The 24,578-nt window shown below is 57.8% G+C and carries 23 protein-coding genes; 8 read left to right on the top strand and 15 right to left on the bottom strand.

The window, feature by feature from the left end; genetic code table 11:
• The 7 genes from PFY00_RS03320 to PFY00_RS03350 all read right to left on the bottom strand — a co-directional run bounded on the left by PFY00_RS03320 (nucleotide 1) and on the right by PFY00_RS03350 (nucleotide 10,064).
• Nucleotides 1–759 carry an electron transfer flavoprotein subunit beta/FixA family protein gene (locus tag PFY00_RS03320; RefSeq protein WP_271431080.1) on the bottom strand — a complete coding sequence of 253 codons (759 nt, stop codon included), beginning with the start codon at nucleotides 757–759 and terminating at the stop codon, nucleotides 1–3.
• Between the two features lie 166 nt (nucleotides 760–925).
• Entirely contained in the window at nucleotides 926–2,020 is a 1,095-nt protein-coding gene (locus PFY00_RS03325; RefSeq protein WP_271431081.1) for a M48 family metallopeptidase, read from the bottom strand.
• The gene (locus PFY00_RS03330; RefSeq protein WP_271431082.1) at nucleotides 2,017–3,312 is read right to left on the bottom strand and encodes a YjgN family protein; all 1,296 of its coding nucleotides are present in this window, start codon (nucleotides 3,310–3,312) and stop codon (nucleotides 2,017–2,019) included. The genes PFY00_RS03325 and PFY00_RS03330 overlap by 4 nt, the downstream gene beginning before the upstream one ends.
• A gap of 65 nt (nucleotides 3,313–3,377) precedes the next feature.
• The gene (locus PFY00_RS03335) at nucleotides 3,378–5,417 is read right to left on the bottom strand and encodes a hypothetical protein (protein WP_271431454.1); all 2,040 of its coding nucleotides are present in this window, start codon (nucleotides 5,415–5,417) and stop codon (nucleotides 3,378–3,380) included.
• A complete protein-coding gene (locus tag PFY00_RS03340) occupies nucleotides 5,414–8,185 on the bottom strand; it encodes a DUF4159 domain-containing protein (protein ID WP_271431083.1) in 2,772 nt (923 codons plus the stop codon). The genes PFY00_RS03335 and PFY00_RS03340 overlap by 4 nt, the downstream gene beginning before the upstream one ends.
• Nucleotides 8,182–9,060, bottom strand: a complete 879-nt coding sequence (locus PFY00_RS03345; RefSeq protein WP_271431084.1) for a DUF58 domain-containing protein — start codon at nucleotides 9,058–9,060, stop codon at nucleotides 8,182–8,184. Before PFY00_RS03345 ends, PFY00_RS03340 begins: the two co-directional genes overlap by 4 nt.
• Entirely contained in the window at nucleotides 9,057–10,064 is a 1,008-nt protein-coding gene (locus tag PFY00_RS03350; protein ID WP_271431085.1) for an AAA family ATPase, read from the bottom strand. The genes PFY00_RS03345 and PFY00_RS03350 overlap by 4 nt, the downstream gene beginning before the upstream one ends.
• A gap of 70 nt (nucleotides 10,065–10,134) precedes the next feature.
• Between PFY00_RS03350 and PFY00_RS03355 the strand changes: the two genes are divergently transcribed.
• Nucleotides 10,135–10,725, top strand: a complete 591-nt coding sequence (locus PFY00_RS03355; protein WP_271431086.1) for a DUF1285 domain-containing protein — start codon at nucleotides 10,135–10,137, stop codon at nucleotides 10,723–10,725.
• 3 nt (nucleotides 10,726–10,728) lie between these two features.
• A complete protein-coding gene (locus tag PFY00_RS03360) occupies nucleotides 10,729–11,493 on the top strand; it encodes a hydroxypyruvate isomerase family protein (RefSeq protein WP_271431087.1) in 765 nt (254 codons plus the stop codon).
• A 19-nt stretch (nucleotides 11,494–11,512) separates the two neighbouring features.
• Here the strand turns inward: PFY00_RS03360 and PFY00_RS03365 are convergent, their stop codons facing one another.
• Nucleotides 11,513–12,331 (bottom strand): sulfotransferase family protein, encoded by an 819-nt coding sequence (locus tag PFY00_RS03365; protein WP_271431088.1) that lies wholly within the window; start codon nucleotides 12,329–12,331, stop codon nucleotides 11,513–11,515.
• A gap of 145 nt (nucleotides 12,332–12,476) precedes the next feature.
• On the opposite strand from PFY00_RS03365, the gene PFY00_RS03370 reads away from it, so the two are divergent.
• A complete protein-coding gene (locus PFY00_RS03370) occupies nucleotides 12,477–14,054 on the top strand; it encodes a DUF5928 domain-containing protein (protein WP_271431089.1) in 1,578 nt (525 codons plus the stop codon).
• 8 nt (nucleotides 14,055–14,062) lie between these two features.
• Entirely contained in the window at nucleotides 14,063–14,431 is a 369-nt protein-coding gene (locus PFY00_RS03375; RefSeq protein WP_271431090.1) for a histidine triad nucleotide-binding protein, read from the top strand.
• A gap of 19 nt (nucleotides 14,432–14,450) precedes the next feature.
• On the opposite strand, the gene PFY00_RS03380 is transcribed toward PFY00_RS03375, so the two are convergent.
• Nucleotides 14,451–15,368 (bottom strand): ABC transporter ATP-binding protein, encoded by a 918-nt coding sequence (locus tag PFY00_RS03380; RefSeq protein WP_271431091.1) that lies wholly within the window; start codon nucleotides 15,366–15,368, stop codon nucleotides 14,451–14,453.
• A gap of 76 nt (nucleotides 15,369–15,444) precedes the next feature.
• Between PFY00_RS03380 and PFY00_RS03385 the strand changes: the two genes are divergently transcribed.
• Together PFY00_RS03385 and trhA are read left to right on the top strand one after the other, a co-directional pair.
• Nucleotides 15,445–15,624 (top strand): zinc-finger domain-containing protein, encoded by a 180-nt coding sequence (locus PFY00_RS03385; protein WP_271431092.1) that lies wholly within the window; start codon nucleotides 15,445–15,447, stop codon nucleotides 15,622–15,624.
• A gap of 80 nt (nucleotides 15,625–15,704) precedes the next feature.
• Nucleotides 15,705–16,400 (top strand): PAQR family membrane homeostasis protein TrhA, encoded by a 696-nt coding sequence (gene trhA, locus PFY00_RS03390; RefSeq protein WP_271431093.1) that lies wholly within the window; start codon nucleotides 15,705–15,707, stop codon nucleotides 16,398–16,400.
• Here the strand turns inward: trhA and PFY00_RS03395 are convergent.
• Nucleotides 16,393–16,857, bottom strand: a complete 465-nt coding sequence (locus PFY00_RS03395; RefSeq protein WP_271431094.1) for a hypothetical protein — start codon at nucleotides 16,855–16,857, stop codon at nucleotides 16,393–16,395. The genes trhA and PFY00_RS03395 overlap by 8 nt on opposite strands.
• Before the next feature lie 81 nt (nucleotides 16,858–16,938).
• Here PFY00_RS03395 and polA point away from each other — a divergent pair, with 81 nt between their 5' ends.
• Nucleotides 16,939–19,746 carry a DNA polymerase I gene (polA, locus tag PFY00_RS03400; RefSeq protein ID WP_271431095.1) on the top strand — a complete coding sequence of 936 codons (2,808 nt, stop codon included), beginning with the start codon at nucleotides 16,939–16,941 and terminating at the stop codon, nucleotides 19,744–19,746.
• Between the two features lie 100 nt (nucleotides 19,747–19,846).
• On the opposite strand, the gene PFY00_RS03405 is transcribed toward polA, so the two are convergent.
• Nucleotides 19,847–20,992, bottom strand: coding sequence for an alpha-D-ribose 1-methylphosphonate 5-triphosphate diphosphatase (locus PFY00_RS03405; protein ID WP_271431096.1), 1,146 nt, complete (start codon nucleotides 20,990–20,992; stop codon nucleotides 19,847–19,849).
• The gene (locus PFY00_RS03410; RefSeq protein ID WP_408648434.1) at nucleotides 20,982–21,764 is read right to left on the bottom strand and encodes an esterase/lipase family protein; all 783 of its coding nucleotides are present in this window, start codon (nucleotides 21,762–21,764) and stop codon (nucleotides 20,982–20,984) included. The genes PFY00_RS03405 and PFY00_RS03410 overlap by 11 nt, the downstream gene beginning before the upstream one ends.
• Before the next feature lie 54 nt (nucleotides 21,765–21,818).
• On the opposite strand from PFY00_RS03410, the gene PFY00_RS03415 reads away from it, so the two are divergent.
• Complete coding sequence (locus PFY00_RS03415) at nucleotides 21,819–22,271, top strand: NUDIX domain-containing protein (protein ID WP_271431097.1); 453 nt, start codon at nucleotides 21,819–21,821, stop codon at nucleotides 22,269–22,271.
• Here PFY00_RS03415 and PFY00_RS03420 read toward each other — a convergent pair.
• The 3 genes from PFY00_RS03420 to PFY00_RS03430 form a co-directional block, all read right to left on the bottom strand.
• On the bottom strand, nucleotides 22,268–23,119 hold the full coding sequence (locus tag PFY00_RS03420) for a DMT family transporter (RefSeq protein WP_271431098.1): 852 nt from the start codon (nucleotides 23,117–23,119) through the stop codon (nucleotides 22,268–22,270). The genes PFY00_RS03415 and PFY00_RS03420 overlap by 4 nt on opposite strands.
• Before the next feature lie 157 nt (nucleotides 23,120–23,276).
• Nucleotides 23,277–23,933 carry a ChrR family anti-sigma-E factor gene (locus PFY00_RS03425; protein ID WP_271431099.1) on the bottom strand — a complete coding sequence of 219 codons (657 nt, stop codon included), beginning with the start codon at nucleotides 23,931–23,933 and terminating at the stop codon, nucleotides 23,277–23,279.
• 4 nt (nucleotides 23,934–23,937) lie between these two features.
• Nucleotides 23,938–24,495: a sigma-70 family RNA polymerase sigma factor gene (locus PFY00_RS03430; RefSeq protein WP_333908189.1), complete on the bottom strand. Its 558-nt coding sequence runs from the start codon at nucleotides 24,493–24,495 to the stop codon at nucleotides 23,938–23,940.
• Nucleotides 24,496–24,578: the final 83 nt, after the last annotated feature.

Raw genomic sequence — 24,578 nt, forward strand, 5'->3', positions numbered from 1 at the left:
TTACACAGCTCCTGCTTCTTTGAGTTTCTCGACCAGCTCTTCGACGGAACCAACCTTGATCCCTGCTGCGCGCTCTTCAGGCTCAGTGGTCTTCACGATTTCAAGGCGTGGGCTGACATCGACGCCATAGTCTGCGGCGGTCTTTTCATCGAGCGGCTTTTTCTTGGCCTTCATGATGTTCGGCAGAGACGCATAACGCGGCTCATTCAGGCGTAGGTCGGTCGAGATGACGGTTGGCATCTTGACTTTGACGGTCTGCAGACCGCCGTCAACTTCGCGGGTAACAACGGCACTGTCACCGTCAATATCCACGTTGTTGGCGTACATCGCCTGCGACCAGCCGAGCAATGCCGACAGCATCTGGCCGGTTGCGTTCATGTCATTGTCGATCGACTGCTTGCCGCAAAGAACGAGACCAGGCTCTTCTTCCTTGACGATACCCGCGAGGATCTTGGCCACGGCCAATGGTTCGATGTCCGTGTGAACGTCATCCGCTGCGACGACCAGAATGGCGCGGTCAGCACCCATGGCCAGCGCTGTGCGCAGAGTTTCCTGGCTTTGCTTGACGCCGATGGATACTGCAACAACCTCATCGGCCTTGCCAGCTTCCTTCAGGCGGATTGCCTCTTCGACGGCGATTTCGTCGAACGGGTTCATCGACATTTTGACGTTTGCAAGATCAACTCCGCTGCCGTCCGCTTTGACGCGAACCTTCACGTTGTAGTCGATCACGCGTTTGACAGGCACCAGTACCTTCATCAGCGGGTCTCTCCTATTAATCTGCACGGGGATGCCGTGCATTTCCTCGCACAGGGTTTAGCGCGCGTGTTCCATCAGAAACAGGGCAAAATCGTCACGTTAGCGCCAACCGACGTCGCGTTTTGCGCCAATCGGAAAGCCTTGGGGCAAAACGGAGGCTTTGTGGTCAGTTGCAGATGTTTCTCAGGGCTTGCCATTCGGAATCACTGAGGACCGGATTGGATGCGAGGCCTGCAGGTGTTGCATCGCGGGATGCCGCGATTCTATCGCCCAGCTGGGGATGTGACAGGAAATGCGCGACAAACCCTTCTGCGTCGCCGCCCAGTTCGCGAAACCGTTCGAACATGTCCGCCAGTGCGGAAGGCGGCAACCCTGCATCGAGTAGAACCCGATGTGCAAATTCGTCCGCGGCTGCCTCGGCGGCTTGGGAATATTGCGCGTCGATCAGGCGTTCCGTCAGAAACAGCACCATTGCTCCGCCTGCAAAGTCTCCGAACAACAGCCCCAATACCCCGATCGATCCAGCCGATCGCAGAGCGTGGCGCGTCGGGTCGCGGCTGACAACGTGCCCTATCTCGTGTGCAAAGACCGCGGCGACTTCCTCTGGGGTGCCAGCTGCGTCGATCAGGCCCCGGAAAAGGACGATGAAACCGCCGGGCAGGGCAAAGGCATTGACCATTTGATGATCCAGAACCAATACCGTCAGCTCCTGGTCCAGATCGAGTGTATCGGTCAGACGTTTTTGCATTTTCGACAGGGCCAATATGCCTGAGCTGTCATTGCAAGTGTCCACGACGCCCAGACCGCTTTCGTCCAAAGCGCTGCGGATTTGTTCAAGGGTTTCCTCACCTAGGGCTCTTTCGCCTTCGGGCGGGATGAATTCTGCCAGTTGGTCGGCCATGGTGGGGACCAAGACAAAGACGATCAAGGCCACGGACGCAATGGCGCCAATCGCCCATTTCAGCAACCGGCCCTTGTTTTCGACGGGTGGGCGCTTGGTGACATTGGGCAAATGCCTGCGCACGTCGCGTTCATTCAGAATAAGGCGCCCGAGATCATCATTGCTGCTTCGCAACACCAGCATATCCGTGCCAGCCTGATCGCGGACTTCGCGCACGTCGGGCAATGGCCACGTGGTTTCGTCGCCATCATTCAGCGCGAGCACGCCGTTTTCCTGATCCACCGTGATCAGAACCTGTTCAGGCTCGGCGTTGGCACCATTGAAAAAGGTGCCTTGATATTCGGTTTTCTCGGTACTCATAGCGACGCCCCAACATCCAGAGCTTCGGCGAACCCTTCAGCTTCTGTGTGTTCATCACGCGGCCGCTGGCGGATGGCACCCAGATTCGTCGCGCCGGTTATCAAAAGACCTTCGGCGTAGTGTCGGATGATCGGCATGGTGACAAACACGTTTGTCAAAGTGGTCCACATCAGGAAGATCGTGAAGTAGGTCACGATCGACAGAGTGACGATGATCCACCTGCTGGTTCCCATCATCAGATCTGGGGCGTCTTCTAATCCAAGCCGGATCAAGGTTTCCGGCCCCAGCGTTGAGGCAACCAACGCGCCAAGAAGCATCAGCAAAACGCCCACAACAATCGACGCGATAAAATACCCAAGAACGGAGATTCCAAGAACACGCATTGGCGAAGCGGTCAGGTACAGCCCGCTGCCTTCCAGTGTCTTGAGTGTCGTCATGCGACGCAAGCTGTCCACGCGGTAGTAGACCAGCCCGAACAACCCGAGCGCACTGGCAATTACAGCGAGTATGACACCGGGTGGTATTGCTTCGGCCAAGATCAAAACGGTAGCCAGAAGCCCCATGACAATCGCGATGCCGACCCATTTCAAAGAGCCATAGAGCATTGTCCAGCGCCCGCCTTGACGCATCCGCGTGTTGCCAAAAAACGTTCTGTCCGTTTTGTATTTTTCCAATCGAAAGGTCATGAGGGGCAAGAGCAAACCCGCTGATACAATTGTCAGAAGCCAGTATCCCAGTGCCCGAAAAGCGTATCCCCATGCGCCGGGTTCCAAGCCAAAGCGCAACCCGCGCCAACGCGTGCGTGCCAGGACGTACCGTCTGGCGCGGTACTGCGCGTAAAACCAGATTGGGATCACGCCTAAAAAGCTGAGCACGTATGCTGTGGTGTTGCCTTGGAACAGTGAAAAGCTGACGAACATCAACAACAGGTTCACGATGCCGATGTAAAAGGCGAGAATGACAACAGCGATCAAAAAACCCAGCAGCTTTTCGTAGGGATTCCCCACGTATTCCAGTGGCTGGCCGCCCGGACGAATGGCCGACCAATACCAGCGGCGCAGCCGTGTTTTCATCCAGAACCGATAGAATCCGAGCGTCAGGATTGTCAGGAAGCCCGTTTTCAAAGCCAGTTTGAACAAACGCCAGCGTCGTCCAGCGAATTCGGTGTTCAGGCGGTTCGGGTCCACTGGCGTTTGCTCCGGGGCCTGTCGCGGCTCAGGGACATCCTGCCTTGTGTCTTCTTCGGCACCACGGGCGCGGCCCCATGGGGAAACTGTGGGTTGATCTGGCAATGCGTGTCTCGAAAATGGCGATTTAGGTCAAAGACTGTCTGATCGCCAAGCGAAGGGCAAGAGGGTCAGTTTCGGCCCTCACGCAGCCATGCCCCGACAATCATCAAAGATGCCAGCAAAAGCACCAGCCAAGCAGGCAACAAGGGCGTTTGCCGAACATCCAGCGTTTCAAATGCCTCGCGCGGTGTGATGCCGACCCAACCGCGGCCTGCCGCAGGGCGGCCCTCGCGTACATTGCGGATGTCCGGAATGCCGTCCTCCAGCCGCATCACGCCAGAGCGCAGGGCTTCGATGGTTGGGGACAAAGCCGCCGCGCTTGCGATGGTCTGCTCAAACTCGCGTGGTGCGGCTGGCCCCAGACCAACGACGGTGTTCTGATCGCCTTCGGTCAAGCGATACAAACCAATTTCCGGGCCGTCATAGAGCGCCTCGAACCGGCCCGGGCTGACCTCTTCAAGCGTAATTTCTTCGGTTCCGCCATCCGGGCGTGTGATCGTAACTGCGCCAACGGTTTCGCCCAGCGACCGCCGGATTATCCGCATTGTCTGGCCCTGTGGTTCAGCCCAAAGCGCCTCTTCTTCCAGTTCCGGTTCTTTCATCATCCAGTGAGAAAGCCGGCGCAGCAATTCCATCTGAGGGCCACCGCCTTCAAATCCGCGGTTCCAGAGCCAGGCATGGTCAGATGCGAGCAGAGCAATCCGACCTTCGCCGACCCGGTTCAGTACCAGCAGTGGCCGCTCTTCGACACCTGACAGAACCACGTCGCCCTGTACGGAATCGACTTCGATCTGCCGCATCCAGCGGCCCCACGTCTCTGCGCCCAGCAGTCCGGCGGTCACCGGATGTTTTTCACCGATGTCTGTAACCGTTGGGCGGAAACCCTCTTCGACGACCCGTGCGGTTGGTTCGGCAGGCATGATATCCGCCAGAGGCGAGCGATAAATGCTGTCCGCCGAAGCAAAGTCCGGACCCGCCGCCACCAGAACAGCGCCGCCCTGTTCGACGTAGTTGCGCACGTTGTCCAGATAGATCGCGGGCAGAATGCCTCTGCGCTTGTAGCGGTCGAATATGATCAGGTCGAAGTCCTCGATTTTTTCGAGAAACAGCTCGCGCGTCGGGAAGGCGATCAGCGACAGCTCATTGACCGGAACGCCATCCTGTTTCTCAGGCGGGCGCAAAATGGTGAAATGGACCAGATCAACACTGCTGTCTGATTTCAGCAGGTTGCGCCATGTTCGGCCGCCAGCGTGCGGTTCGCCCGAGACCAGCAACACGCGAAGACGATCGCGAACACCATTGATCTGGACAAGCGCGGTGTTGTTCCGATCGGTCAATTCACCATCCGCCTCGGGCAGGGTAAACTGGATCACGTTCAAACCGCCATGGGGCAAAGTAATGGGCAGTGTCAGGTCTTCGCCAATCGGGACCGTGTAGCTTTGCGAGGCTGCGCCATCGACCGAGATCAGTAGCTCGGTCGAGCTTGCATCCGGTGAAGCACCTTCGTCTTCGACCCGCAACGTCAGTTCAACAGGTTCGCCGAGAATGGCAAAAGCCGGTGCGTTGCGAACAATCAAACGCCGGTCCCAATCTGTTTGCTGGCCGGTCATGAGCAGATGCATCGGTGCCGGGAGTTCGGGCGCGCGTTCCAGATCGTGCAGACGGCCATCAGACAGCAGGAACACCCCGGCAATCCGGCCGCGTGGTTCTTCGGCCATGGCCGCTGACAGCGCTGTCATTAATTGCGTGCCTGCATCGCCTTCGCCATCGGGCACGGTGATCCGTCTTACTTCGGTATTCGCACGGGCCAGCAGATCGGCTTCCAGAGTGTCGGCTGCGGTTTCTGTCACGCCCGCGCGTTCAGCGAGGCGTTGCGATGCGCTTTGGTCTTCGACAATCAGGACGATGTCTGAAAGCGGCGCGCGGTCTTCTATCTGGTAAGAGGGTTGTGCCAAGGCCCCGATCAGGACCAGACCGGCCAGAGCACGCAGCGCCCAGCCGGACAAACCGCGCCAAAGCGCAAGCATTGCACCCGCAAAAGCAATGGCGGCAAGCCCGGCAATCAAAGGCCAGGGAAGCAGCGGGTCAAAAACAATTTGGCCCATCAGTTCCCCAATCTATCGAGCAGTGCAGGCACGTGGACCTGATCAGATTTGTAGTTGCCGGTCAGCACATGCATTACGAGGTTTACGCCAAAGCGATAGGCGATCTCGCGCTGGCGTTCCCCGGAAAAGCTGGACCCAAGGGAGACCATCGGATTGCCGCGTTCATCGCGCGCCCAGGCAGACGCCCAGTCATTGCCGCCGATCACAACCGGCGTCACGTTGTCGTTGAGATTGCGAAATGGCATGCCTTCGATCAATTCGGCATCTGGTGGTGCGGCTTCGACCCAAACGTTGCGCCCTGTATAGCGACCCGGAAACTCCTGAAGCAGGTAGAAAGTTCGAGTCAGAACATGGTCCTGCGGCACCGATTCAAGCGGAGGAATGTCCAGCGGTGCGGCCAAGGCCTGCAGCTTGCGTCCGTTGGGCGTGTTTGCGCCAAAGCCTGCGATGTCCGCATCGCGCGTGTCGAACAGGATCATCCCGCCAGAGCGCAAATAGGTGTTCAGTTTCGCGTAGGCTGCGGCTGAAGGGGTCGGCTGATCCGTTGTGATCGGCCAGTACAGCAGCGGGAAAAACGCCAACTCGTCCGTTTCCAGATCGATGGCCATGGGCTTTGCCGGTTCCACAGACGTGCGGAAAAATAGCGAATCCGAAAGACCGCGCAGACCGGCGGCTGCCAGTTGATCCAATTTAGCGTCGCCGGTCAGAACATGGGCCAACACGACATCCGCAGTGGCCGCGATCGCCAAGGCGTCGTCGTCCTGCGTCTGCGCCACCGCATCGTGCGGCATGATGAGCATGGCTGCCGCAAGGATGGCTGCCGAGTTTGCTCTGGCAGCCCGCAAGCGACCCGAGAGCGCGAGCGATGCAATCACGTCGATCAACAACAATCCGATTGCCAAAGCCAGCAACCAGCCTGCCAGTGGTGTTTCCTCTGGCCGGTTCAGGCCCTCGACGGTGACATTCGCAGGCCATTGCATTGGGGTTAGCTCCGTCTCGGGGGTTACGACGTTTCGTGCAATGCTGCGGTCCTCGCCCTGGTACAGACCTGGCCGGAGGTCCGGCCCAAGAGCAGCCTGTATCAGGTCTTCTCCGGCAACGCCCGGCAAGGTGCCGCCATCACGCAGAACCCCGAAACCGTCCAGTACCATGGCTGGCTGCCAGATGGTTCCTTCCAGATCTTTTGCTTTGGGTGTGGATGCGGCCGAATACACGGCGAGCCGTTCAAGCATCTGCACAAAAAGCCCGGATAAGGGTAAAGTGGACCATTCGGCATTGGCCGTGACATGAAACAACACGATCTGTCCCTGTCCTACGCGTTTGCGGGTCACAAGCGGGGTTCCATCGGTCAGCTGGGCGATCACACGGTCGGCGAGTGTCGGATCTGGTTGTGCCATCACCTGACTGCTGACAGTGACATCCCCGGGAATAGGCAGACCAAGGAAAGGGCTGTCTTCGCCGAAGGGTGCCAGCGTTTTGGGCTCACCCCAGCTCATGGCGCCGCCGACAGTCCGGCCACCGGCGCGCAAACGAACGGGCATCATGGGGTCTTCGGTTTCGCGGCTGACATCAGAGGCCGCAAGCCGCTGGCCGGCAAAGCGCAAAAGCATACCGCCTTTTTCCAACCACTGCGTCAGCTCTTCCTGCTCGCTGCCGGTTAGTTTGGCCACATCCGCAAGGACAATGACATCGGGATTGGCGGGCAGGATGTCCATCAAGGCACCGTCCAGCAAATCCGCGTTTGGTTCCAACGCGCGATGCAGGTAGTGGAGGGGCGACAGCAGTTCGAGCCCTTCGCGGTCTTCGCGCCCGGCGATCAGTGCGATTTCCCGGCGGCGTAAACTGTCATCCGGCAGACTGACTGCACCCGCGCTGCGGATGCCCTCAATTTCGAACCGATTGATACGCGCCCTGAGTTCGGCCGGCAGAGCGAGTTCTATGCCTGCCGATAAAGCGTCGCTTTCGAAACCAACAGATGACCGCACCAGAACGGCCGGGTTGCCCGCTGGATCGGGCCCGTGACCCACCAGAAATACCTCGTTTGCCGGGCCTTCACGCAGACGGCGCAGCGTGAGGTTCAACTTGCCTTCCTCAAACCGCGCAGGTTCCAGGGCATATAGCGCACGGGGCGATTCAAAGACCGTCACACGCCCTTTGGCCTCCAAAGCAGCCAGTAGGGGCGCACGGATTTCGCGGTTTAGTCCATCGGACATCCAATAGCTGTCAAAGCGGACTTCTGGCAGCAGTTCAACAGCGCGGGATACGCTGTCTGCGCTTGGCTCCCATGCCTCCGGCACCAGCCCTGACAGGCGTGTTCGCAAAACTTCGGAAGACAGGAATTGAACCGGTTCGGGATTTGTCAGGCGCAAAATAGCCACGGGCCGACCATCGCGCCCGGCGCGGGCGAGCAACCCATCAAGCGCTGAGATGCGCGCGCGCCAATCACCGGCTGAGGCCCAGCTCGCATCCATGACCACGAGCAGCGGGCCATCTCCGGAGGCTTCGGTTTCGTTTTCGGGGTTCAGGACGGGGCCTGCCAGCCCGACAATAACGGCGGCAACGGCCAGTACCCTCAGCAGCAACAGCCACCAAGGCGTGCGATCTGTAATCTGGTCGTCGTCCTTGAGGCCAAGCAACAATACCACGCCGGGAAACATGCGCCGAATGGGGGCCGGGGGCACGGCCCGCAGGATCACCCAAAGGATAGGAAGCGCCAGCAGACCCAGAAGCAGCCAAGGGGTTGTAAAACCGAGCACGCCGAACAAAGTCATCCGTGACCTCCGTCCATCGCGCGGTAGAGCCATAGCAACGCGGACTGCGCGCTTTGGTCTGTTCGGTGCGCGCTATATTGCCAACCCGTCAGATTGCACAACGACTGCAAACGCGCCTTTCGTTCGGCTAGTCTGTCGAGATACCGTTGGCGCAGTTCCCCAGCCTTCAGCGTTTCATGGGCCATGGTTCCGCCGATGCTTTCGAAAATTGTGCGTCCCTGAAATGGAAAGCTCTCTTCGGATGGATCAAGCACCTGCAGGACAACACCGCGCACGCCTCGGTCTGCGGCCTTTGTCAGGGCGGCTTCGACCGGATCAAGATCACCCAGAAAATCCGAAACGAAGACGGCTTTGGCATGGGGCAGCATGCCCCGTGCTTCGGGTTCGGCATAATCTTCTTCGCCGTCCTCGGAAAACATTTCTGCCAGCCGGAGTATCTGCACATCTCCGCGCCGTGGGGGCAGTTTCCAACCGGTCAGCCCGACCCGTTCGCCGCCCCGTATCAGAAGCACGGCCGCCGCAAGCGCGATAACGCGGGCGCGGTCCGCTTTGGTTGGCAAATCTTTGTTCGAGGAAAACCGCATGGATGCGCCGGGATCGACCCAAAGTTGAACACTTTGTGCAATTTGCCATTCGCGTTCGCGCACGAATTGATCGTCACCGCGCGCCGAGCGGCGCCAATCGATCTTGCGATAGCTGTCCCCGGGACGCATCGGGCGGTATTGCCAGAAATCGTCACCCAATCCCGCGCGCCGGCGCCCGTGTTCGCCCAGCAGGACTGTTCCCGCAAGTTGCTCGGCCCGTGCCAGAAGGGCCGGAAAACGGCTGGCTTCTTCTTGCGCCCGCTGGCGCAGTTGGGTGACGGTTGATGTCACGCGGCGGCCTCGGTGCGAGCCATCCCTGCCGCGATCTCGTCGATCAAAGCCCCGAGGTCTTCGCCGCGTGCACGGGCCGAGAAACTGAGGGCCATTCTGTGCACGAGAACCGGCCGTGCCATATCCAGAACGTCTTCGGGGGAGGGTGCGAGACGCCCTTGCAGCAACGCGCGCGCCCGTACCGTCAACATCAAAGCCTGCGCCGCACGCGGGCCGGGACCCCAGGCGACAACCTCTTTTACTTTGTCCGAAGCGGCAGGATCATCCGGACGGAATGCGCGGACCAAATCAAGGATCATTTCGACGACCGCATCGCCGACAGGCATACGGCGCAGAAGGTGTTGTGCGGCGATCAGGGATTCACCGTCGAACACCTGAGTGGATTGCGCTTCCTCGGTGCCGGTTGTCGCCAGCAGGATGTCCTTTTCGGTGTCGCGGGTCGGGTAAGGCACGTCAATTTGCACCAAAAACCGGTCAAGCTGCGCTTCCGGCAGGGGGTAGGTGCCTTCCTGTTCGATCGGGTTCTGGGTGGCAAGCACGTGAAACGGTGCGTCGAGGCTGCGGGTTTCCCCGGCAACCGTCACGACTTTTTCCTGCATGGCTTGCAGCAACGCCGATTGGGTCCGCGGGCTCGCACGGTTGATTTCATCCGCCATCAGCAGTTGGCAAAAAATCGGACCTTCAATGAATTTGAATGCACGGCTTCCATCGCTTCCGGTTTCGAGCACTTCGGATCCCAGAATATCCGATGGCATCAGATCGGGCGTGAACTGAACGCGGTTCCCGTTGAGCCCCATCACAGTGGAGAGCGTTTCAACCAAACGGGTTTTCCCGAGCCCTGGCAGGCCGATCAAAAGCGCATGCCCTCCGCAAAGCAGAGCGGACAACGTCAGATCGACGACCCGTTCCTGCCCGATGAAACGGGATGTGATCGACGTTTTGGCCGCGGCCAGTTTTTCTTCCAGCGCCTCAATATCGGCGACCAGATCTTCGGCCTTGGTCATGGTATCGCTCCTGTTCGAACTATATGCGTTATGTAAGAGTGTATCTCTGGCTTTCAAAATGGCAAAACGAATGAGCGCACAAAATATCGTGACCCCCTCGGCAGAAGGCCTTGCTGCATCGGCGCGCGCCGCGGCAAAGGGTAAGGGGCTTCCGCCTGTACACAAGTGGAATCCGCCGTTTTGCGGCGATCTGGACATGCGTATCGCGCGCGATGGCACGTGGTTCTATCTTGGCACGCCCATTGGGCGTTTTGAGTTAGTGAAACTGTTTTCGACCATCCTGCGCCGTGACGGTGATGATTATTTTTTGGTCACACCGGTCGAAAAAGTCGGCATCACGGTCGATGATGCACCTTTTGTCGCCACGGACTTCGAAGCAGAAGGCACGGGACAAGAGCAGGTTTTGACCTTTCAGACTCACGTGGGCGATTTTTCGGTCGCCTCGGCAGATCATCCCATCCGAGTTGAGCGAGACCCCGACACGGGTGAGCCGTCGCCCTACGTGCTTGTGCGCGCAAATCTCGAGGCCCTGATAGATCGCAAGAGTTTTTACAGGATTGTAGAGTTGGGCACACATCACGAAGGCTGGTTCGGTTTGTGGTCATCGGGAACCTTTTTCCCGATTATCCCGTCCGATGAGCTGCCCCCAGACGAAAGCTAAGCTATGAAAATTGCAGCCAATCTGACCATGCTGTTCCCGGATGTCCCGATGGAGGACCGACCGCAACACGCCGCCAATCTGGGCTTTGATGGGGTTGAATGTCTCTTGCCATATGACCAAGGGGCAGAGGCGTTCAAGCAAAGGCTGGACCAGTCCGAAATGCCGCTTGCCTTGATCAACACACCAGAACCGGGGTGGGCAAACGGCGACCGGGGGCGCGGCGCAATTCCTTCAGAGATGAGCCGCTTTCGCCGTGAATTTGAAGAAGCTCTGGAATTTGCGCATGCCAGCAAAGCGCAGCGTCTGCACGTCATGGCAGGCCTGACGCAGGACGATGCTGCGTTTGACACATTCGTGGAAAACTTGCGCTGGGCCACGGCTTTGTCTGGTGAATTGCCATTGTGCATTGAGCCGCTCAATCCGATCGATATGCCGGGGTATTTTCTGAACGACTATGCTCTTGCCCGGCGGGTAATCGACGCCGTCGACGCCCCGAACCTTGGTCTGCAATACGACAGCTGGCACGCGGCGCGCATTCACGGCGATCCTCTCAAGGTTTGGCAGGATCACGCCGAAGCGGTGACACATGTCCAGATCGCCGGCTTTGAAGGACGTGGGGCGCCCAATTCGAACAACGCCCCCGAGGCAGAGCTTCTGAAGGCGATTGGTAAGAGTTCTTATAACGGTTGGGTCAGTGCCGAATTCGTTTGCCAGCCCGACGAAACCGCAGGCTGGCTGAATGATGTACGGGCCTGTTTAGAGGCTTGATCCAAAGCAATTGTCGACGTCAGTCGCCCAGCTTGGCATGTACCTCATCAAGATCGATCTCACCGATTGGCATTTTATTCGATGGGTCATCGAAGTCGTATTTGAACAGTGCAAAATCGCGGTGATAGATCTCTTTCATCAGATGCATCGAAAGATCGTCGAAATAGTCTTCGACCGGATGCGCGCGTTTGGGGCCATGGCCCTCGGATTCATTGAAGCGCGGGATGTTTGCCAGATCGATTGAATGCGGTGTTTCAATGCTGTCCAGCACCTGCTGCATGCCGTCGTTGAACTTTTCAGTCCAGAAAATCTTTTTGTAGCGACCGCCGTTCACGATGAATGTGCTGACATGACCCGACATGGCAGACCAGTGAATGTCTGGCTCCATCGGACGACGCCAGCGAATGGTGTCACGGGTGAAAAGCAAAAAGCGTCGGAAGCTTTTGATCTGGTCGAAATCTTCTTTGCCATCATCGCCGCCTACCTCGATCCCATATTTCTGGATCAGAAGAGGGACAAGATTCCCGCGGTAGCGTTTGCCGTTCCGCTGAATGCCGCAGATCTTGTCAAAGAAGCTCGAAAGGATGCGCGTGTAGGGATTGCGCACGCAGGTAAACGCCAAAGACGTCTGAGTCTTGACGTTGGCCTTGATCGCATCTTGGCTTTCTTCGCGGGCCCACTTGTGAAGGCCTTCGGTGGCATCGTGAATGTCACCGTCGAAAAACGTGCCGTGATCCGAGTAGTACATGATCTGACCAATGGTCGAACACGCGCATTTCGGGACGACCCGATATACGACACTTTGACTCTCGGTCATCCAGGTTCCGGGAAAACCCATGCCTGCTGCCTCCGGATTTTATTGTCTTATTGACGCTCTTACGCCTGATTTGCTTCAAAAAAGCAAAGAAAGCAGGTTTATTCAACGTGTGTTCATCTCTATCAACATAAACAATCGGGCAAAAATAGGGCAGATCGTTTCCTGAATGGCAAAAATTGCCTTCATACTCCTGTGTCACAAGGACCCTGACGCCATCATCAAGCAGGCGCAGAGTCTGACAGCTGTGGGCGACTATATGTCGATCCACTTCGATGCGCGTGCCAATCCGGAACATTATCAAAAGATTCGCGACGCGCTGAAAGACAACGACCATGTGACCTTTGCGGCCAAACGTATCAAGTGCGGGTGGGGCGAATGGTCGTTGGTGCAGGCGACTTTGAACGCAGTAGAAGCGGCTGTGGATGCCTTTCCGCGTGCGACGCATTTCTACATGCTGTCGGGCGACTGCATGGCGATCAAGTCCGCTGAATACGCCCATGAGCTGCTGGACCGCAGGGAATGTGACTACATCGAGAGCTTTGACTATTTCGATTCCGACTGGATCAAAACGGGATGGAAAGAGGAACGCTTGATTTATCGCCATTGGTTCAACGAACGCACGCAGAAACGCCGGTTTTACTGGATGTTCGAAGCGCAAAAACGTTTGGGCATCACCCGGGACATCCCCGAAGACATCGAGGTTATGATCGGCAGCCAGTGGTGGTGTCTGCGCAGGCGCACGATCGAATGGATTTTGGATTTCGTGAAACGGCGCAAGGACGTGATGCGCTTTTTCAGGACGACGTGGATTCCCGACGAGACCTTCTTTCAGACCATTGTTCGACATCTCGTCCCGGCCCACGAAATCGAAAGCCGGACACTGACATTCCTGATGTTCTCGGATTATGGGATGCCAGTCACGTTCTACAACGATCACTATGATCTGTTGCTGAGTCAGGATTTCCTCTTCGCTCGCAAGATCAGCCCGGATGCCACCGAACTGCGCAGGCGTTTGGGTGTTTTGTATTCGTCAGACGGACAGCGATTCCAGATTTCGAACGAGGGCCGCTCACTTTATAAGTTCCTGACTGAAAAGGGACGGATCGGGCGTCGCTTTGCGTCGCGGTTCTGGGAAAAGGAAAGCTCGCTCGGGCGTGAACGCGAGCTGTTGATCATCGTCTGCAAGAAATGGCACGTTGCCAAACGCTTGCTTGAGCGTATCCGACAGATGACCAACATTCCGTGCATTGAGTATCTGTTCAACGAAGACAGTTGCCCGCTTCCTGATCTGGGCGGCATTCAGTCGACCATGGGAAAACGACACCGGCACAGGCGTGCCTTGATGCGCATGTTGTTCGACTACTATGACACAGACAGGTTGATCGTTTGCATGGACCCTGCGAACCTTGACCTGCTCGAAGACTTTGGTCGTGACCGTTCATTGACGCGCATTCTCGAAATTGAGTGTCACTTCTCGGATGAGTATCTGATCGGGCACGCGATGCGGGTTGGTCTGGCCGGAGACCGCACACCACCTGAAACTATTCAGCGCCTTTTGCCGACCGTGCGCAACGACATGACCCACGAAAGCGACCGCATTCGGGACGCCAACTTCGAAAATTTCCTGCGTGTCAGGGAAGTGGATCCAACGGATGTTTCGGCCCGGGCGATCAGTGAGTTTTTGACCGTGCCTCAGGACAAGGCCCACGAAATCCTGTCACACGACCACCTATATGCCGATTGAGGACCTTGATGGCTTATCAATATGACGATCAAAATATCTTTGCCAAAATTCTGCGCGGGGAAATTCCAAACGACACGGTTCTGGAAACCGAACACAGTCTTGCGTTCCGGGATATTCAGCCTCAGGCGCCGGTGCACATTCTGGTTATTCCGCGCGGCCCTTACGTCTGTTTTGACCATTTTGCGCAAGAGGCCAGCGATGCCGAAATCACTGACTACGTGCGCGCGGTGGGCGAGGTTTGCAAAATGAATGGTCTGGAAACAGACGGCTTCAGGCTCATTGCAAACGCAGGTCATGACGGCGTTCAGGAAGTGCCGCATTTGCATGTGCATATTCTGGCCGGGCGCATGTTGGGCAGAATGCTCGCCAAGGCATGAGACGGTTCAGGGGCCTGACCTAGCCGTCTTTGGTCAGGTTCAGGAAAACATCCTGAAGATCGGCCTGTTCGGTCCTGACATCCTGAATAGTGATATCCGCGCTGCGCACGGCGGCCAGCACCGCGTCCGCACTGGTTTGTCTGGCGTTGTAGGCCAGTGCGATCGTCCCGTCTTCTCGGCGCTCTGCTGATATCCCATCAGCCTTGGGTAGAGTGTATTCGCCGCCAGCAGGGGTGATGATCATTGTCTTGGCATCCAATTGGCCCAGCAGATTTGACGTGCTGTCCTGTGCAACCAAAGTTCCGTGATTGATGATTGCGATCTCATCACACATTTCCTCGGCTTCTTCGAGATAGTGGGTCGTCAGAATGATTGTCATACCGCGTTCCCGGTTTAACCGGCGCACGTTTTCCCAAAGCATTTGACGCAGCTCGATATCGACCCCTGCCGTGGGTTCATCCAGCACCAGCACCTGTGGGCTGTGTACCAATGCCTTGGCCAGCAAGAGCCGGCGCCGCATGCCGCCTGACAGCGTTCTGGCATAAGCGTCCCGCTTGTCCGTAAGCCCGACCATAGCGAGAATCTCGTCTGATTTGCGCCGCGACGCAGGCACGCCATAAAGCCCGGCCTGAACCTCGAGCGCGCCATGAGGCGAAAAGAATGGATCGAGATTCAGCTCTTGTGGCATCACTCCGATGGCGGCGCGGCTTTGACGAGGGTTTGAGTCTTGGTCCCACCCCCAGATCTCGACTTTGCCGCTGGTTTTCAGAACCAGACCGGCAAGGATGTTGATCAAAGTCGATTTGCCTGCGCCATTCGGGCCCAGGAGCCCGAAAATCGATCCAGCAGGAACGGCGAGGTCAATGCCTTTGAGCGCTTCTTGGCCACTCTTGTAGGTCTTGCGCAGCCCGGATAGAGCGATTGCGTTATGCGTCATAGCGATGTCTTGCCCCTTCGGGCTGCTTTGGTCATAACGCTGATAAGACAGACCGAGCCGGAAGGAAACCTAGCCAATGAGCACCCAGGCGCCAGAGACCAAGATCGTCGACACGTACCGCGTGGCCTGTGATGGGGGAGATGGCCCGCTCGGGCACCCGCGTGTTTGGCTTCAAATCCCGAACGAACATGGCTGGGTCGAATGCCCCTATTGCGATGCCAAGTTCATCCACAAGGACTTTGAAGGCAAAGTCTGACAGGGTCTTCCCTTCACATCCTGTTTACCCTGTCCTTGCGTCACGCTTGTGATGCGGCTGTTTCTGCCTAGTCTGATTGCATGGCCCTTCTGAAGGACAACACAACGCCGCGGCCCGGCTCCGAGATGCGGGCCTACAGCCGGGCGGAACGTACCAGCGATCTTGTTTTGCACGTCGCTGCGCTGGGCATTGCCTTGGGCGCTGTGCCGGTGCTGATCGCGGTGACGCTGCTCTGGCGGCGGGACGCAGCAAGCGTCTTTGGCGTTTCAATCTATGGGCTGACGCTGATTGCAATGTTGACCGCTTCGCTGCTCTACAATCACGCTGGTCGCCCGCATATGAAGGCCTTGTTCCGGCGTATTGATATGTCGGCGATCCATCTCAAGATCGCGGGTACTTATACGCCGTTTGCGCTTTTGACAGGGGCTGGGTCTGGTCTTTTGGCGGCAGTCTGGAGCGCGGCATTGGGTGCTATGGCGATCACCTTGTTCCGGCGCAATGTTTCGTCCGGTCTGGCGGTCTTGATGTGCTTATGCACCGGTTGGGCCATTATTTTCGGCGGCTGGGATATCTTGGGCGCTTTGCCGCGCAGTGTGGTGGCGCTGATGTTGATCGGCGGTGTTCTCTATTCGGTCGGCACACCGTTTTTGTTGGCATGGCGTCTGAAGTTTCACAACACGATCTGGCACGGATTTGTGGTTGTTGCGTCCGTGGTTTTGTATGTGGCCGTGCTGCTGTGCGTCGCGGCACCGCAAGTGGCACCCTCGATCAACTGATTGGAATTGGGGTTGGCCCGCAGGGCAACTCTGCGCTGGGGCGTCCATCGGGCGTAAGGTATTTCAGCACGTTTTCGCCAGACCATGCGATAATCCCGCGCCCGAGGTTGTCTGAACCGCGTCCCAGTGCCGTGCCTGTTTCTGAATCCTGACTGTAGTAGATCGCGCCGACGGTCAGGCCGTCTTCACATTCCATCTTAGCGGTTCCCGAGCCAAACAGACCGCCACTGCGCCATTCGCCTGCGCAGGGCACGCCATCGCTCCGGCTGCCCAGAACAACACCCGTGTCCCACCCAAAGGCGCCTCCATCGAAGTAGAGGCCGTCAACGCCAATACAGGCCAGAATGCGGGCGCAGCTTTGCTGACTTCCCGGTTTCAGAATGCAGTCCGGAATTGCCGACCGCCTTTCATCGCCACCGATCGGCGGCAGGCTTTCGGCGTTTGCACTCCCAGCCATGAAATTGATGCACAGGAGAACTGGAACAATGGCGCGTTTCATGGGATCACTCGGGTTCGACAATTTGCGGAGCTAGCTACCATGGCGGGAAATTTCGGAAAAGGGTGCCACCTGCATTTGATCGATGGGTCGGCCTTTATCTTTCGCGCGTATCACGCGTTGCCGCCTTTGACCCGGAAATCAGATGGGCTGCCGATTGGCGCAGTCAGCGGATTTTGCAACATGTTGCAGCGCTATGTCGAAGGGAATGCCGGTGGGGACGTGACCCATGTGGCCGTCATCTTTGACAAAGGTAGCCATACATTCCGCAATGACCTGTACGATCTGTACAAGGCCAACCGCGAAGCCATGCCAGAGGACCTGCGCCCGCAAATTCCGCTGACGCGGCGCGCGACCGAAGCGTTTAACATTGCCTGCAAAGAGATCGAAGGTTTCGAAGCCGACGACATCATGGCAACGCTGGCTGTGCAGGCGCGTGAGGCAGGGGGCCGTGTCACGATCCTGTCGTCTGACAAGGACCTGATGCAGCTGGTCGGCGATGGTGTCGAGATGCTCGACCCGATGAAAAACAAACGCATTGACCGCGACGGTGTTTGGGAAAAATTCGGCGTTGGGCCAGAGCGTGTGGTCGATGTTCAGGCGCTGGCGGGCGATTCCGTGGACAACGTACCGGGGGCTCCCGGGATCGGGATCAAGACAGCTGCTTTGCTGATCAACGAATTTGGAACACTGGAAGAGCTGCTGGACCGGGCGAGCGAAATCAAACAACCCAAGCGCCGCGAGACCTTGATCGAGAAACGGGATCAGATTGAGCTTTCGAAAAAGCTTGTGCAGCTTGATTGCGACATGGACCTGCCTTTTTCCTTGGATGATCTGGAAGTTCGTGACCCTGTTGCCGATGATCTGATGGGCTTTTTGGCGGAAATGGAATTCCGCACACTGACGAAGCGCATTTCCGAGAGCCTTGGCGTCGAAGCGCCGGTCATCCCGGACACGACACCCGAGGGCGCAAACCCGTCCACAGGCGATGCGCCCGAAGCCCCACCCATCGATCCGTCGAAATACGAGTGCGTTCGCGATGTCGCCGCGTTGGAACGGTGGGTTGCCAAGGCCCATGAACGCGGCTGGGTGGCTGTGGATACCGAAACAACAGGTCTGAACGAAATGGCCTGTGATCTGGTTGGAATATCGCTGTGTGTCGAAGCGGGTGAGGCCTGCTATGTGCCTCTGACCCATCGTGCGGCCGGAACAGACGATCTGTTCGGAAGCGATGATCTCGCCGAAGGTCAAATCGGCCTGAATGAAGCGCTGGATGTTCTGCGACCGATGCTGGAAGACCCGGCCATCATGAAGATTGGCCAGAACATGAAGTACGACGCAAAGATATTTGCGCGTTACGGTGTGCAGGTCGCCCCAATCGATGACACCATGTTGATGTCCTACGCGATGAACGCGGGACTGCATGGACATGGCATGGACGCTCTGGCCGAACGCTACCTGTCACACACTCCTATTCCGATCAAAACGCTGTTGGGCACAGGCAAAAGCCAGATCACCTTTGATCGGGTTCCGATCGATGAGGCGGTCAAATACGCTGCTGAAGATGCAGACATCACATTGCGACTGTGGCAATTGTTCAAACCGCAATTGCACCAGGCGCGTGTCACACGGGTCTACGAAGGGCTTGAGCGCCCCTTGGTTCCGGTGCTTGCGCAGATGGAAATGCACGGCATCCACGTTGACCGTGATGTACTGAGCCGAATGTCGAATGCCTTTGCTCAAAAAATGGCTGGCTTGGAATCCGAGATTCACGAACTTGCCGGTCAAAGCTTTAACGTTGGCAGTCCGGCGCAGTTGGGCGAAATTCTGTTCGAGACGATGGGGCTCGAAGGCGGGAAGCGCGGGAAGAACGGCAAATACTCGACCGGTGCTGATATCCTCGAAGATCTGGCTACCGAACATGAACTGCCGCGTCGCGTGTTGGACTGGCGGCAGTTGTCCAAGCTGAAATCCACCTACACGGACGCGTTGCAGGAACATATCAACGCCGAAACGGGGCGTGTGCATACCTCCTACTCGATTGCGGGCGCGAACACGGGACGGCTCGCATCCACTGATCCGAACCTTCAGAACATTCCGATCCGCACCGAGGAAGGCCGCCGCATCCGCGAGGCCTTTGTCGCAGAACCGGGTAAGGTACTGGTCGCGCTGGACTATAGCCAGATCGAACTGCGCATCCTGGCGCATATGGCAAACATCGATGCCCTGAAACAGGCGTTCCGCGACGGACTGGACATCCATGCGATGACCGCTTCGGAAATGTTCAACGTACCTTTGGACGAAATGACGCCGGATGTCCGACGTCAGGCAAAGGCGATCAACTTTGGTGTGATCTACGGCATCTCGGGATTTGGACTTGCTCGGAACCTGCGCATTCCACGCAGCGAAGCGCAGGGGTTCATCGACCGCTATTTCGAACGGTTCCCCGGCATCAAAGCCTACATGGACGACACAGTTGCCTTTGCGAAGGAACACAAACGTGTCGAAACCCTGTTTGGCCGGGTTATTCATACGCCGGAAATCGCGGCCTCTGGCCCGCGTGCGGGCTTTGCCAAACGTGCGGCGATCAACGCGCCAATTCAGGGCACGGCCGCTGATATCATCCGCCGGGCCATGGTGCGCATGCCAGAGGCAATTGCCAATCTGCCTGCCAAGATGCTGCTGCAAGTGCACGATGAATTGCTTTTCGAAGTGGAGGAAAGCGCAACCGATGAATTGATCGGCGTCGCCAAGAACGTCATGGAAAAAGCGTCGGAACCGGTTGTCAAACTGGACGTGCCATTGGTTGTGGATGCGGGGCAGGGCGCAAATTGGGCTGAAGCACACTGACGTTCTGTACTATGGGGCGTGCGATTGGCCGTGGGGGGTCAGGCTCTTTGGCTTTCGTCTAAATCACCCCGAGGCAGTCGGAATCTGTTGGAACGCTTGGTCACGCAACAAAGCGTGCCGCAACCTTGCCGGACAAAAATGCCATTTCTCCACCGGCAATCGTCGCAACGATTTGGCGGGTTTCGCGATCCATGACAATAAGATCGGCGCGTTTGCCGGTTTCGAGCGTGCCGCGGTCAGCCAGGCCCAACAGGCGCGCAGGACCACTGGAAACCAAAGCCCAAGCCTCGGCTTCGTTCAGCAAGCCAAGTTCGATGCAGCGCCATGCGGCCCTTGCGGGGGATGGGTAGTGATAGTCCGAAGCAAGAGCGTCGCATAGGCCGGATGCGATGATGTCCTTGGCGGCAACTTTGCCAGCATGCGAGGCGCCCCGCACAACATTCGGCGCGCCCATGACCGTGCCCATCCCGAGAGCACGCGCCGCCTCGGCTGCCTGAGGGGTTTCAGGAAATTCGGAAACGCGCGCTCCGCGCGCACTCCATGTTTCGACACTCTGAGGCGTATCGTCGTCGTGACTTCCGATCAGGACACCCTGCGCTGACAGTCGCGCGCAGAGGCTGTCCATCATGGCCGGAACCTGATCACCGGCTTGGTGCAGGCGTTGCATAAGTGCAAGGTGATCGGCCGGGTTGCGGCCGGACTTCAAAGCCTGACCGGTCAATCGTTTGGGCGTGCGTCCGGCAGCGAGCCTGTCATGGGGCAGGTGATCGTTCATCACCACATAACCGACACCAAATTGCTTAATCGCATGTTCGGCTTGTTCAAAGGCCTCCAGATAGTGTGTTTCGATCCGGAGTTGAGGGCGCAGGTCCACCGGAACCCGCGGGTTTGTCACGGCGATAGAGTCCAGAACCTCGAGGGCAAACTCGGGTCCACGCAGACCACCTTCCCAGCTCCAGAATTGTGCAAGCATCGCGGTTGTGATGCCGTTCGAGGCAAGTTCATTGGCGACAGCCCACATGCCTGCATCACGTTCGCGCAACGCGCCACGGCGTGGGGCCATATGACGTTCAAAACCATCGCCATGCGCATCGACAATCCCCGGAAGCACATCATATCCGCGCAAGTCCACCTGTCTGCCGGTTGCGTCGTCCCACACCTGGCCAGCGCCAAGACCAAGCGGGCCGTCATCCCACCCGCTCGGGCGAAGAACCCGCGCGCCGGTCAGGGTGATCTCAATCGTCATCTTCGGTCTCATCGCACAGGCCCAGAAAACAGGCCAATTGTTGTGGTTCAAAGTAAGACGCCCAGTCGAGGTCCTTGTCGAACCTGCCTTCTTCAAGGAACAGCGCGGTCTGAGCCATGACAGCTGGTGACTGCATGATAAAAGTATGGGTGACGGGCATGGTTAAATGCCCGCTCATACCTGCAACCTTGGTGGACTCGACGGATACCTTGCCATCATCCACGCCGGGAACAATCGCTGAAAATGCTGGGTTCAGGGATTGCGACCCCGCGATCACGCCCAGTGGAAAATCGACCAGCGGCAACAGGCGGGGCAGATCATCCGGACCTGTGCCCAACTGCGTACCGGCCGGGCCGTTAATCCAGTTGAAAATCTCCCAGCCGCCGAGTTCGTCGACCAGTTCACTGCCTTGGTTGGGTGGGGCGAGCATGACAACGCTGCCCAAGTTTTCGGGGCGATTGTCCTTGAGCCAGAAGCGCAACAAAATCCCGCCCATCGAATGCGTGACAAAGTTCACTTGCGCGTTTCCGCATGCCGCCACAGCTTGCGGCAGCAGATCATCGGCCAATGTCTGCACGCGGGCCTGCGTGGACGGGTACCCGGGAACAACCACTTCGTAACCACGGTATTCAAAGAACTCGGCCATCAACGCAAAGGAATACGGGCTGCGTGCAAGGCCGTGCAGCATCACAATGCAGTCGCGATCCTGCGCCTGTCCGGCAACAGGCATTGTTATCAAAGCTGAGAGTATCAAAGCAGCAAGTCGGGTCATGGCGCTGGAATAGCGGGCGTGCCCCGCCTAATAAAGGGGGAAAGGAGCACACCCATGCAAACCCGCACTTCTCCGCCCCGTTTGGCCGCACGTGCCGTGCTCATTTACCAAGAAAAGCTCTTGTTGGTGAATGCTTGGCCGGGCGGCAAAAGTGCGCTGTGGTGTGCGCCGGGGGGCGGGGTCGAACGTGGCAGCAGTTTGCCGGACAACCTCATGCGCGAGGTTTATGAAGAGTGCGGCTTGCAGATCGCCGTTGGTGCGCCGTGTCTGGTCAATGAATTCCATGATCCGGACGGCAGTTTTCATCAGGTAGAAGTCTTTTTTCGTTGTGAATTACTGGACGGATCTCTGGACGATGCCTGGGTGGATCCCGAAGGCGTGGTGGACACGCGCCGTTTTTTCAGCCGGGCAGAAGTGGCACGGATCAGTCTCAAGCCATCCAGCCTTGAGCGCATCGCTTTTGACGGTGGGTTTCACTACGATCCGCTGGAGCCGATTCAGCGTTAGCTTTTGTTCCAGCGGACGACTGACAGTGTCACTCCGCCAAGGACCAAAGCCGCAGCTATGACGAAATCCAAGGTTAGGGCTTCGTTCAAGAAAAGCATGCCGCCCAACATGGCGATGATCGGCACTGTCAGTTGTGCAACGGCTGCTACCGTACCGGCCAGGCGCGGCAGCACAGTGTACCAAAGCGCGTAACCAAGCCCTGAGGTGATTGCCCCTGAGATCACGGCAAGACCAATGCCGGTATTTGTCCAGGCGACAGGATCCATTTGAACCGGTAGCGCTGCGGTCATTATCAGGCCCAGCGGCACGGCGATCACGAAATTGGCGGCTGTCGCCAGCAACGGATCGTTCGCCTTGCGCCCGGCCAGAGAATAGACACCCCAGCCGATCCCCGCCGCAATCATCGCCACAGCATGTATGAGGCTGAGATCCATTTGTCCTGTTGGCCAAAGCAGCCACGCCAAGCCACCAAATGCCAGACCCGCCCCAAGCCAGCGTTGGGCCGGAGGTCTTTCGCCGCCCAAGACGCTGCCCGAGAACATCGTGATCTGAACTGTGCCGAACAGGATCAGTGCGCCAAGGCCGGAATCCAAAGAAACATAGGCGAGAGAGAAACCGAAAAGATACAGCAAGAGCCCGACAACAGCGGCAATCCGCCCTGGGCCGCCAAAGACAAATTGGCGCCTGAGCGCCAGTGCCAGAATGGCCAGCATTGCTGCGCCGGCGATCAGTCGGATGTTTGCAAACTCAATGGCGCCAATCCCGCCGCTGGCCAAAGCCGCGCGATTCAAAACCGAGTTTGCCGCAAAAGCGATCATGGTAAGGGTGGTCAGCAGAAACAGGCGCATGTGCCTGAGTAGGCTGAATTCCATGTCATGGGCAATGGCAGGTCACGCACGAGGGCGTGAATGAAAAAATGGCGCAGCTTTGTGCTGCGCCATCAAGGCAGCGGAGGGGGAGCTCCGCATGGAACGGGCAGGGTGGGCCTGCCGGTTCGGGATGTGATCAGATTTTCAGGAACGGCTGCGCAAGACGCGGGATAAGCCCCTTGAACTGAAGCGGCGCGTCTGTGACGGCAAGGCAGATGCAATCTTCGGAGATATCTGCAACCGGCGTGTGATGGACATCCTCGTGCGCAACTTCGATGTCACCACGCGCAAAGTAGCCGTCGTCATCAGAGAAAGCACCTTTCAGCACCAGAGTAAGTTCCATGCCCTTGTGGCCATGGTCCGGGATCGCGGTGCCTGCTGGGATGAACAGCAGGCGGGCCGTGGCCTCTCCGTCTTCAGTTGGCAGGATAGCTTGCTTGACGCCCATGCCAACTGGACGCCAGTTTACATCGTCAAGGCTGCCGCCCACATAGTCACGCAGCGGTGCTGGCAGAACGGGATCGTCCTTGTAAACCGGCGTTTCGGGTGCCGACCACGCGCCGTTGCGGATCAAGTCCAATGCGCCTGACAGGCATGCCTCCGAAACCTCGACGGCCTCTGTGTTTTCGATGACCGCACCGCCAAGGGCGTCATGGCTTTCGACGGCAGCGCGGCATTCATCGCACAGCGAGATGTGCGTGGCCACGATCAGGTTCACGGCCTCGGGAAGTATCCCTGCCGAATATGCCATGATCAGGTCATCTGTCAGATGATGGTTGATGTCTTGCGTCATCTATTCAACTCGTTTCCATGGAGCGTCTCAACCGCTCCAGCGCTAATCTAATGCGGGATTTGATCGTGCCCAGTGGAAGCCCCGTCTGCGCGGCGATTTCTGAATGGCTCAGGTCGCCGTAGTAGGCTTTTTCGATCAGTTCCCGTTGTGTGTCGGGCAGCGCAGCGATTGCTACGCTGAGGTGTTCACTCTCCTGTTGCAGGCCAAGCACTTCGGCTTGATCCGGCTCTGCCTCTGGACCCCAAGGCAGGTCTTCTGGTTCTGGGCGTTTGTGTTTGCGCAGAACGTCGATCTTTTTGTTTCGGGCAATCGTGAATATCCACGTTGACACCGAAGCGCGCTCTGGATCGAACAGTCTGGCCTTGTGCCAGACGGTCGCCATGACCTCCTGAACGCACTCTTCCGCCAGCGCCGCATCCGCACCGGATTTCATCAGAAACGACTTCACCCGTGGTGCGAAGTGCTGAAACACCTCTATAAAGGCGCTTTCGTCCCGATGATCCCGAATACGGATCAAGCAATTGACCCAGTTCGCAGCAATTTCAGGGTTTTGCAGACCCACTTTTGACTTCCCAACGCTTCGTTTGGCATTGACGTCATGCGTCGAGGCTCCCGCAGTTGCGGAAGTCTGGTCGCTAGGGTCAA

The organism is Thalassococcus lentus (assembly GCF_028023555.1).
In the GTDB taxonomy this organism is placed as follows: Bacteria; Pseudomonadota; Alphaproteobacteria; order Rhodobacterales; family Rhodobacteraceae; genus Thalassococcus_A; species Thalassococcus_A lentus.